This is a genomic window from Tannerella forsythia (assembly GCF_003860135.1).
GTDB classification, from domain to species: domain Bacteria; phylum Bacteroidota; class Bacteroidia; order Bacteroidales; family Tannerellaceae; genus Tannerella; species Tannerella forsythia_A.
On the sequence record NZ_RQYN01000067.1, the window covers coordinates 1 to 11889 of the forward strand.

At 47.9% G+C, this 11889-nt stretch carries 5 protein-coding genes; 2 read left to right on the top strand and 3 right to left on the bottom strand.

Features of this window, described 5'->3' with window-relative positions; genetic code table 11:
* The first annotated feature begins 374 nt into the window (after positions 1 to 374).
* Positions 375 to 2789: a TonB-dependent receptor gene (locus tag EII41_RS12310; protein WP_124790833.1), complete on the top strand. Its 2415-nt coding sequence runs from the start codon at positions 375 to 377 to the stop codon at positions 2787 to 2789.
* 212 nt (positions 2790 to 3001) lie between these two features.
* Positions 3002 to 5092, top strand: coding sequence for a KamA family radical SAM protein (locus EII41_RS12315; protein WP_124790834.1), 2091 nt, complete (start codon positions 3002 to 3004; stop codon positions 5090 to 5092).
* Between the two features lie 802 nt (positions 5093 to 5894).
* Here EII41_RS12315 and EII41_RS12320 read toward each other — a convergent pair.
* From EII41_RS12320 to EII41_RS12330, 3 genes are all read right to left on the bottom strand, one after another.
* Positions 5895 to 7028 (bottom strand): TlpA family protein disulfide reductase, encoded by a 1134-nt coding sequence (locus EII41_RS12320; protein ID WP_124790835.1) that lies wholly within the window; start codon positions 7026 to 7028, stop codon positions 5895 to 5897.
* Between the two features lie 27 nt (positions 7029 to 7055).
* Positions 7056 to 8543: a RagB/SusD family nutrient uptake outer membrane protein gene (locus EII41_RS12325; RefSeq protein WP_124790836.1), complete on the bottom strand. Its 1488-nt coding sequence runs from the start codon at positions 8541 to 8543 to the stop codon at positions 7056 to 7058.
* Positions 8544 to 8579: 36 nt separating this feature from the next.
* Positions 8580 to 11889 (bottom strand): SusC/RagA family TonB-linked outer membrane protein (locus tag EII41_RS12330; protein WP_148091748.1); only part of this gene is annotated, 3310 nt, incomplete at its 5' end.

Here is an 11889-nt window from a genome sequence, read left to right on the forward strand (position 1 = left end):
TTGTCTTATAAGAGAATTTAAATTGTCCTATAAGACAATTTGAAAAGTCCTATAAGACAATTTGGACGAGATGCGGGGGGAATAGAAATGGTGAGTTAACGAAAGAAACAGAGGCTCTCTTTCTGTTTTAGGAGAACGTTATCACTCCAAATATCGGATAAACCGTATTTGTTTCATGTATAAGAAAAAATGGATTCCTCGAAATCAATGAACTAAATTGTGTGCGATGCTGATTAACGATATGATGTGATTTACTGTTTTTTGAGGCTTTATGCGAATCATTCCTTAGCGAAATATCCCCCATATTAGGGATAGGATTTAACATTTTACCACTCTACTTTTGCGGCCGATTTTTTAACAAACTCAAAACAAAAATGAAGAAGATAACTATTTTATTGGTATTAAACATTCTATGTGTGACAACTGTTTTTTCGCAGAAAGTGACGACGGACGCGATGTTGTTCGGGCACGTCAAAAGCAAAGAGACGCAAGAACATATTCCTTATGCTACGATTTTTGTGAAAGGGACGAAGTTGGGAACGGCTGCCGACGGTACCGGTCATTTCAAGCTGGCTCATCTTCCGGCAGGTAAACAGACGATTATTGCCCAGTATGTGGGGTACAAACCGCAGGAAATCGAAGTGACGATGACTCCGGGCAAAGGCACCGAAGTATATTTCGAGTTGGAAGAAGACGTGTTCAACCTTGAGCAGGTGGTAGTGACAGGAACGCGCACGCAACACTACGTAAAGAACGTACCCATCCGCACCGAAGTCGTTACTTCGCAGGCGTTGAAAAACAAGAATGCGTGGAACGTATTCGAAGCGCTGGAAGGTGTGCCGGGTATCCGTGTGGAACAGCAGTGTCAGTTCTGTAACTTTTCGATGGTGCGTATGCAGGGATTAGGCGCGGAACATACGCAGGTGTTGATCAACGGACAGCCGGTTTACTCGGGACTGGCCAGCGTGTACGGTTTGGAGCAGATCGGTACGGGCGACGTCGACCGCATCGAAGTCGTGAAAGGAGCCGGATCAGCCCTGTACGGCAGTAGCGCGGTAGCCGGAGCCATCAACATCATCACGAAAGAACCGTCGCCCGTGCCGTCCATCTCGGCCGATGTTCAGTTCGGCAATCACGGTTCGAACGTGTATAACTTCTCTTCGTCAATGCGCAATACACGCGGCAACATCGGGCTGAGCGTCTACGCACAAAAGATCGACCACGACGCGATCGATGCCACGGCCGAAGGAAGCACCCGCAGCGAAGTAAACCGGAAAGACAGTATCTCCGACCGTGTCGCCTCGAAGCTTCATAACCTCGGATTCTCGTTCTACGTAAACGATCCCTTCTTCGGTAGCGATAAGCTCGTGCTGCGCGGCAAAGCCATCAACGAAAAGCGGGAAGGAGGAAAAATAGCCGGCGACTATTACAAGAATCCGTTTACGGACGGTACGGAAAACATCACCACGAACCGTTACGAAGCGGAAATGAACTATACGAAACATTTCGGGGAGAAATTCGAGTTGAACTTTAACAACACCTATATCCATCATAAGCGCGAGGCCACGAACGACTCTTATCTGAATGATTATTTGAGTACCCACAACGATTCAACTCCGAACGTGCTCGATATGCGTCCGTATTTGGCCCATGAAAAGTCGTTTATTTCTATGCTCACGTTCGGATCGAAGCTGGGCAATCATAACCTGCTTTTGGGGGCACAGTACTATACCTCACGCCTCGACGAGTCGGGGATGTATGTCGTGGTCGATTCGACGAGTAAATATTTCGGCAATTCATATAAATCGGTGGCCAAGAAACATGCCGACGAGTTCGGAGCTTTCGTACAGGACGAGTGGCAGGTTACCCCGCGCCTGACGGTCGTTCCCGGCGTGCGTGTCGACCATCATTCGTCGGGCGAAGAATATACTTCGGACAGGAAAGTCTTCGACAAGGACTTCCCTCAGACGCGTTTCAAGGAAACGAGCGTCAATCCACGTCTGGCCATCAAATATCAGTTATCTCGCAACATCACGCTGCGCGCGAACGCCGGAACAGGATTCCGCGCGCCGTACGGCTTCTCCGAAGATCTGCACCTGTGCAGCGGATCGCCGCGCGTATGGAAATCGTCGGAGCTGAAACCCGAAACGTCGCGCAGCGCCAATTTCTCGGCCGATTATTACGGGCACCATCTGCAGGTAAGCGCCAACGTGTTTTACAGCTATCTGAAGAATAAGATCGACTTTGCCGATGCCGACGATAACGTGAAGAACCTCGGCTATACGTATCAATGGCGCAATGTCGACGACGCTGTTGTGCAGGGGGTTGAGCTGACCGTACTTGCCAATCCGGTGCGTAATCTGAACGTAGGAGTAGACTTTGCCTTCAACCACGGTACGTATAAAAACGAACGTGAAGACTGGAAAGAAACGAAGTACCAAGGCATCAGCAAGTATATCCCGCGTTTCCCGACTACGACAGGCAGCGTGAAGGTGGAATATACGCCTTCCACATGGCACTTCATGCTCTACGGACTGTATCAGGGTAAGATGTATATCGACTATATCAGTGAGAAGGAAGAACTGTCGAAGATTAAGGAAACATCGCCGTACATGACTTTCAATGCGCGCATATCGAAACGTTTCGGAATCGTCAGACTGTATGCCGGAGCGAACAATATCTTCAATTATCTGCAAGACGAGAAACGACTCGATGATGCCGCTTTCATGTATGCTCCGGTTTATGGTACCTTGTTCTACGGAGGTGTTTCTATCAATATTACACATTAAAATTAAAAGAATGAACTGATCTTTTTTTATTCTTTGGGTGGTTAGTTGAGAAGAGGGTGTGCGCAAAATCACGATTTGCCATATCCTCTTCGTTTTTTTGTCTAAAACATCTTTGTAGCTTTCGGTTTAACACTTGTAAAAGATAAAAACTTTTGTTTTTTTATGTCCGGATCGTTATATTTGCAAACATAACAACCAAAAACACGATGCGGATGAAACACAAATACAAGCTCTCCACTCATCAAGATCTACGACGCGGATTTGAAACCGACCTTCCGCAGATCGTTACGCTCGCTTCGTCAAGCCGCGACGAGACGGAGTTCAAACAACAGCTGAACGAACTGCTGCTCTCCGAAGACCTCAATCCCGATGCCGTGCGAAACATCGCGCGACTGATCGCAAACGACGGCAAAACCGTTTTCGAACTCTCGACCGAATCCGACATCGAGCTCAAAACCATCTCGCTCCTCCGGCAATTTCTGAGCAAACAAACGACAGAAGACAGCGACGTCTCCGTCGATTTCCTGACCGATCTCTATCACCAGTTCATGCGACTCTACACGCCGGAACGCTCCGCTCCGTCGTCGGCTCAGGTATTGCAATGGATGAAACGATGGCCGAGCGGTCTGAACGAAGATGTACGTGCCATCCGTCGCGAAAACAAAGAGCGAATCATCGCTCAGCTTATCCGCCGCATCGAACGACGGCACGCCGCATCAAACCGCTACGTCTTTCCCGAAGGATGCAGCGACGAAGAAAAACGACACCTCGTGGAAACATGGTGGAGCGATCACCGTTTTCACCTCGCTTTTGCCGTAAAGAGCGCCGATGAGCTGAATCGGATGCTGGGACATACGCTGTCCGAAGAAACGATGCAAACCTACCGCAAGGCGCGGGAAAAAGGTATTCCGGTCTTCGTAACCCCTTATTACCTGTCGTTGCTGAACCCCACCGGTCGGGGATACGATGATCGGACGTTGCGCAGCTACGTGCTGTACTCGCCGCAACTTGTCGATACGTACGGCAAGATACGCGCATGGGAGAAAGAAGATGTAGTCGAGGCAGGCAAACCGAATGCCGCCGGATGGTTGCTCCCCGACGGCCACAACATTCACCGCCGCTACCCCGAAGTGGCCATCCTCATCCCCGACTCCATGGGACGCGCGTGCGGCGGACTGTGCGCATCGTGCCAACGTATGTACGACTTCCAAAGCGAACGACTGAACTTCAACTTCGAAGACCTGAAACCCAAAGAAAGCTGGGAGATACGACTGCGTAAACTGATGAAATATTTCGAGGAAGATACGCAACTGAGGGATATCCTCATCACCGGAGGCGATGCGCTGATGAGTCAGAACAAAACGCTGCGCCATATCCTCGAGGCCGTCTACAAAATGACGGTAAACAAACGAAAAGCGAACCAGAAACGCCCCGATGGCGAGAAATATGCCGAGATCCAGCGTGTGCGCCTCGGCTCGCGCCTGCCGGTCTACTTGCCCATGCGGATCAACGACGAACTGTTAGCCATTCTGCGCGAATTCAAAGCCAAAGCATCGGCCATAGGGATCAAACAGTTTGTCATCCAAACACATTTTGAGTCACCGCTCGAAGTAACGCCCGAAGCCCGCGAAGCCATTCGCCGCATCCTCTCGACCGGATGGGGCATCACGAATCAGCTCGTTTACAATGTGGCCGCCTCGCGCCGCGGACACACGGCCAAGCTGCGCAAAACGCTCAACGCCCTCGGCGTGCTTTGCTATTACACCTTTTCCGTGAAAGGTTTCGAAGAGAATTATGCCGTATTTGCGCCGAACAGTCGTTCGATGCAGGAGCAGCAGGAAGAGAAAGCGCTCGGTAAACTCGACCGCGAAGCCGAAGCCGAATTTCTCTCGCTCCTCCACAATAGCAACGATCTCGGGGCTACCATCCGGCACTTCTGCGAAGTGAAAAACATCCCTTTCGTGGCAACCGACCGAAACGTGCTCAACCTCCCCGGCATCGGGAAAAGTATGACTTTCACGCTGGCAGGCGTTACTCCCGATGGCAAACGGGTGCTGGAGTTCGACCATGATCATACGCGCAAACACAGCCCCATTATCGAACGCATCGGAAAGGTCTTTATTCGTGAGAACAAATCTATTCGGCAGTATATGCTTCAACTTTACGAAATGGGCGAAAAGCCCGGACATTACGCCGGCATCTGGCATTTTACCGAAGGCGAGACGGAGTCCCGCTTCTCCCTGTACGATTATCCGGACGATGACCTGCGGATCACCCCGGCATACAGCCATTGCGTGCTCTGACCAACCGATCACCGCGGAGAGAGAGGAAAAAAGAGTTCTCTCTTCCGTTAAGGAACGGATCGAGAGCAACGGCTCCAACTTCGAAACAATCCGTCTTGCTTTTCTCGCTTGATATGGCAGCTACGCAGAGTGGCGTGGAGTCAATGAATGAGATGCCGGTACATTTTGCTAAGCAGGACATTTTAAGAAATATAGTCAAGGCGGTATGCAGGCTTTACGTTGTAGTTCAACAAAACGATTGTAGGAAACGGTATGGGGAAACTCCTTTTTCATCTGTCTTTGAACATAAAACATATAGAAGCTTTTCAGGTTCTTAAATGCTCCGCTGTGGAAGAGTACCGGTATAGTCATCACTTTGCTCCCAGAGAGCGTAAACTTACGGTTTCGTTTTCTTTTTTTGCCGTCTTCAAGGCTGTGCTCTTTGATCACCTTGTCAAATTCTTTGTGAAACTCATCGATAATGAAATAAATTTACTCATTTGAGTATTTCTATTTTAAAGGTATTCGTGATACGCTTCGCTTAATTCTGTAATTTTATGCTCCGGAATTATAATGGTTTTTTTGCGGGATGACTTTATATTTCAATACGATAAAGTTGTTAAGTTTCCCATTATGTTCCAATTTTTTTGATCCTTTTCTTACATCGAACTCACGTTGAATAAAATTTAAACAGGCTCTGAATACCCGAAAGACTTTTCGTTTTTCACTTTTCCACAACCATTGACCATTAGTAGAAGAGGGTATGCTAAAACATTACATTTCAACACACCCTCTAAAAATACTGAACGATCAGTACAACAGCTTATTTATTGATTACTTTTTGCAAGGTCTCGTCCAGTTTGGTCGACAACAGATTTCTTTCGATGATTTTACCGTCTTTATCGAGCAACACAAGATGAGGTATTCCGGAGAACTGATATGTCTTCATAATCTCTTTTCCTGCTTCCGTTGCGAGTATTTGCTTCCATGGCATTTGCTCTTCTTTCAAAGCCTTTTTCCAATCAGTCTCTTTCCTGTCGATCGACACAGACAGGATTTCGAAGCCGTGCTTTTTGTATTTCTCATACGCTTCTTTGAGGTGAGGGATGGCTTTGCGGCACGGTCCGCACCACGATGCCCAGAAGTCGATCAGCAAATATTTCCCTTTAAAACTGTGAGGGCCGAGCTGTTTCTTACCGTCCGGCGTGGGATATTTGAAGTCCGGAGCCACCTTGCCTACGGCCAGCTTATCGGTCAAGTCGCGCTTCTCCGCTTCTTCCTGCACATATTTTACATAAGGAGCATAGTCCGGTTTGTTTTTCTGAAAATAAGTCAGGATGCCGTTTCTCAGTTCTTCGTCTTTCAGCCGATAGAGCAGGGAGACCGAACTGTTACGATCGACATAATAGCGTGCCAAGAACTTCGTATACTCACCACTGGCCGCAGCAGCCCGGTCATACGCACCTCTCGCATACGCTTTCCAGTCCTCGCAAGTACTTTCTCCCGACTGGAACACTTCTTTCCCCGCACCGATCATAGCCTGATAAGCCATGTAATCGAAATAGTTTTGCAGGTTCATCAATTCGTTATTCGGCCCCGGATTAACGATATGTTGATACGGAGGATTTTTGATTTTCACTTTCGCGGTATCCTGCCCTCTGAAATGCACCTCGATATCTTCATCTTCGCCCCAGAATTTCAGATACTCCCATTTTTGACAATCGATATAATAAATACCCGGAAAAGGAAGCTGCACTTTCTTTTCGAATGTTTGGTCAGCCTTCACTTCGAACGAGTCGATCACGACTTTATCAAACTTGTCCGTGTAAAAAATTTGCATCTTGAATTTGTCATCCGGGAATTTGACACTTCCTTTTACGGTAATTTCACTTTTTTGCCCATACACAAACGGCAGGGTCATCAACATAAAAATAGATCCGATAATTTGTTTTCTCATTTTTCGATTTTATTATAAATAATATGTTTATGGATTTTGTTCAATTTTATTCGTCTGAATTTCTCCTTCGGGTATTTGCAGCGTAAACATCTTACTGTCGGCAGGGTACAATACTCCACCGGCATCATCGCTTTTGATGGTATGAAGCCCTTTGCGTACGAGCGGCTTGCGGAAACGCTTGAGGTCAAGCAGCGCAAAGCCTTCGCCATAGAGTTCTTTGCGGCGCTCCGTCCAGATTTCATCGATCAGCGCTTCGCCGGTTGCCGTTGTTTTTACGGCAGCGGGGTTACGCTTCTGTTGCAGGGTGAAAAGAAGTTGCTGCGCTTCGGCATCGTTTTTCATCCGGGCCGCACATTCGGCCGCAACCAGCAGCATTTCACTGCTCCGCATCAACAGCACATCGGGTAGTTTATCGTTTTCATCCGGGTCCATAATCTTAAACGAAATATATTTCCGTTCCGGAAACTTTTCCGTCTCCTGTGTCTTCGGATTGAGCTGAATCAATTCTTTCCGGATATCTCCTTCTGCAAACAGTTCGACAAAATCGCTGTTCAGGAAGACGAATTCCAACGACCAGCGTTTGTTTTTACGCGGATGACTCCAAACCGTGGGCAACGAATAGTTGGCATTCATATTCTTCGTCGAGGTCGGTAATGCCCAGATACATTCGGAAACCGACGCATTATTAAAGCCTTTCTTATATTCATCGTTCGACATCAAAGGATACGTCTCGGCCAGCCCTTTAGCCAATACAGCCGCTTTTTCGTATTCTCCCGTCTCCATATATGCGCGTGCCAGTAAGCCTTTAGCCATGTCTTTGCATACTACATATTTAGAATCTTTCCGTCGTCCGGACGGCAGGTTATCGATCGCCCATTGCAAATCGGCCGTAATGGCCTCGTAAATCTTTTTCATACTTTCGCGATTTTTCGGGTCGATGGTCGGTTCGAGGTATAACGGTACACCGGGAGCTTCCGGATTCAGCAGGTACGTTTGCTGAAACCATTGCACGAGCAGAAGATACTGGTAGGCACGCAAGGTACGCGCTTCTCCTTCTACCTGCTTTTTCTCGGTACTCGTTCCTTGTATTTTGGACATGTTCGCGAGCAGATCATTCAGCACATTGATATGACTGTAACAATAAAACCAGAAGAAAGATGGACGATCTTTTTCCATCGTGCGGGAGCTGAAGTTATAGTCGTCTCCCTGAAACTGTCCGGAGAAGTTTTTAGGGATGATATCCTGTCCCATCATATCGGCCGCCAAAATAAAGTTATGGATGCCCAAACTCTGCGCCCTGATCATAAATCCTTCGGCCGAATAGGTCATGTGATCGTACACACCGCCGAGTACGGTCGTTGCCGATTCGTAGGATGTAAATACAATATCAGACGATACTTTATCCCTTGGTACTACATCTAAAAAATCATTACACCGCACAAACAAAAGGCAGGCGACAAGCACCATGGCATATCGTATATTTCGATGATTGAATAGTCTTATTATAGTTTTCATTTTTTTATCAATTAATGGTTTGTAAAAACAACAAAGTTAAAAATCGAGTTTAACCCCCACGGAATAGGTAGATAAAGCAGGGAAATTGCTCGAGACAATGCCGCCCGACACTTGCTCCGGATCGAACCCTTGCTCGGCACTGAAATAGCAGACGTTATCCGCCTGTAAATAGCATCTGGCACCGGCAATCCGCAGCGCTTTATTCATTTTCGAAGGCAATGTATAGCCCAAATGCAGGGTTTTGAGTTTCAAATAGTCTCCGCTACGCATGTAGAAAGTAGAGGTATATGAAAAAGAGCCGGTGTAATTATTAACACTCGTAGTCGTCAATCGGGGAATATCGGTGACGTCGCCTTTTTTCTGCCAACGGTTCAACATGTCGTGATGGAACAATTTAACGGTGTTACTGCCCGAATTGGTAAGCGGAGCATAATCCGCCATCAGGATTTTGGCACCGAGCGAGTAGTTAAACAAAATCCCCAAGTCGAAATTTCCGATCTGGAACGTGTTGTAAAGTCCTCCAGAGATAGTGGGCGTATAATTTCCCACGGAATAACGTCCGAGATTACGTACCGTCTTAGTCGATCCGTCGTCGAGTTTAATCGTTTTAATCACTGTTTCACTCCATTTTTCCGTCGTCACCCGGTTACCCGTTCTTTCTCCTGTCTGCGTACTTATTTCGTCGATGTACCAGCGTGGTCTTCCGTTTTCGAGATTAACGCCGGCATATTCACGAATAAAGAATTCGGTGGTGCTTTGTCCCACTTTATAAATACGGTTTCCGGTTATGAACTCGTCCTGATTCAACGCCAGAATCTCATTCTTATTGTTGGAGATATTAAAGTTCGTCGTCCATTCGAAATCTTTCGTTTGTATATTCCGTGTCGTTACCGACAGTTCGACTCCCCTGTTCCTTAAACTCCCGATATTACGGAGCACCTGCTTAAAGCCGATCGAGGGCGAGAGCGGAACATTATAAAAGAGATCGTCGGTCTGCCGGTTATACCAGTCGAGCGTCAAACGGATACGGTTATTGGCGAAGGCTGCATCTATCCCGACATTGAACTGTTTATTGATTTCCCATTTCAAATTTTTATTAGCCAATTCCGAGATATAGACGCCGGGAGTGCCCAAGAACATATATCCGGTAGCATAATAGGAGCGATAGTCGTTCATCCCGATATTTCCCGATGTTCCGTAGCTGGCTCTGAGCTTTAAGAACGAAAGCCATCGGCTGTTCTGTAAGAATTTTTCCTGACTGATGATCCACGAAGCGCCGGCACTCCAGAAATTCCCCCAACGTGTGTCGGGATGGAAGCGAGAAGAGCCATCGCGCCGGAGGCTGGCCGAGAAGAAGTAACGGTTATGCAGGTCGTATTCTGCACGCGAGAAGAAACCTAACAGACGGTCGGATGACGATGTTCCGGCTCCCACTGCAGGCTTCACGATGGTTGAGCCGTTTACCAGCTCATCCATCCCTTCAAAGCCAAACCCGGTGACAGAAGCATTCACACTCGAATTGGCTCGTTCGTTGATTTCGGATCCTAACAGCAGGCGAAGGCGGCGATCGCTACCCCACGCTTTGTCGTAGCTCAATATACCGTTCACCGTCCAATGTGTCGTTTGCGCGGTATTGACGATCAGCAGCCCTTTTCCTTTGCTCTCTCCGATCGTTCTGTTGCGGTAGAATCGATTGTCGGAATACGACGTATTTCCGGAATACGAAGTTTTGAATTTCAGTCCTTCGTACAGATTGACATCGACAAAGAAATTCGTGAAATAATACCGACTTTTATATCCGCTCTTATCTAAATCCAATGTACCCAAAGGGCTACATCCTCCTTCTTGGGAAGTAACATTAGGCCGTCTGCTGTTTAAAATGTTGGCCGGTCCATTTCCGAAGTCGAGTATGGGTTTGCCGTTCTCATCATATACCGGCTGGCCCTGCTCGTTACGTTTGTACAACGGATATAACCCCGGAGTAAGACGGGCATACGTCGCAAAATCGGCATACCCGTTGTTGATACTGTGCGTCTTGGTGGTAGAACTGCTCATCCCAAGGTTGGCTCCCACGGTAACGTAACGGTTAATCTCGTACGACATATTCGTGCGAGCCGTAAAACGGTCGAACCCTCCATTGCCCGGCTCCAACCCTCTCTGATCCAAGTAGCCTGCCGAGATATAATATTTGAGTTTATCCGTCGCGTTATTGATATTAAACGTATGTTCGTGTTTCAGCCCGGTTTTGATCAGGCTCTCGCTATAATCTTCCCACCATAGGAGTCTGGCCGACGGGTCCAGCTTACCGTCCAATCCTACGGGTTGTGCCTTATCATAAGCGTTGTATCCAAAGGCGTTCAGCAATTCCGACGTGGCATACTCGGCAGCCGACGTGTATTTCTTTCCTCCGGCCGTCAGCAGGCCCGGATTATCTTCGGCTCCATTGCGCAACGCTTCCCACGACAACTCATAATAATCTTTCGGAGAGACCATCTTGTAGTCTTTGCCCGTACGAGTCGAAAATCCGATTTGTCCGGTGTATCTGACGGAGGCTTTTTGATGGGCGTTACGACGTCCCTGTTTGGTCGAAATCAGGATGACACCATTTGTCGCGCGAGCTCCATAAAGCGAAATAGCCGCCGCGTCTTTCAAGACCGAAACCGACTCGATATCGTCGGGGTTCAGCTGCTCAATGGCATCACTCGGTGCTCCGTCAATAATATAGAGAGGAGAAATACTGGAGTTGATCGACGAAGCACCTCGAATAACGATTTCCGGCCGACTTCGCCCACTCCGCTGCGATTTGCTTTCGAGCTGAAGCCCGGGAATCGTGCCTTGCAAGCTGCTTAATATATTGTTCGACTTATTCCGCTGAATATCGTCTGCCGTAATGGCCGAAACGGATCCGGTGAACGTTTTGCGGTTGGTAGAACCGTAGGCCACAACGACCAGCTCGCTCATTTGAACGGCGTTGGATACAAGCTTAATCGATACGTTTTTATTGCGATACGCCTGAGCTAAAATACGTTCGGTACGATAGCCCACATAGGAAAAGTAAACGCTGTCGTTCGCCTGATTAACTGACAGATTAAAATTGCCGTCCGGATCACTAATCGTGCCGGAAGTCATATCTTTCGTATAGACGGACACTCCGGGCAACGGCTCGCCCGATTCATCGACGATCTTGCCCCGTATGACGACTTTCTCACGTTGCTGCTGTGCCGAAGCAGATGAAGCCGCCGGATGAGGCTCTGTCTGTTTCACATTCGCCTTGTACACCATAATTCGTTGGTTGTTTACGGTGAAAGCCGCGCCCTGTTTTTTCAGGGCATCGGTCAAAATCGTT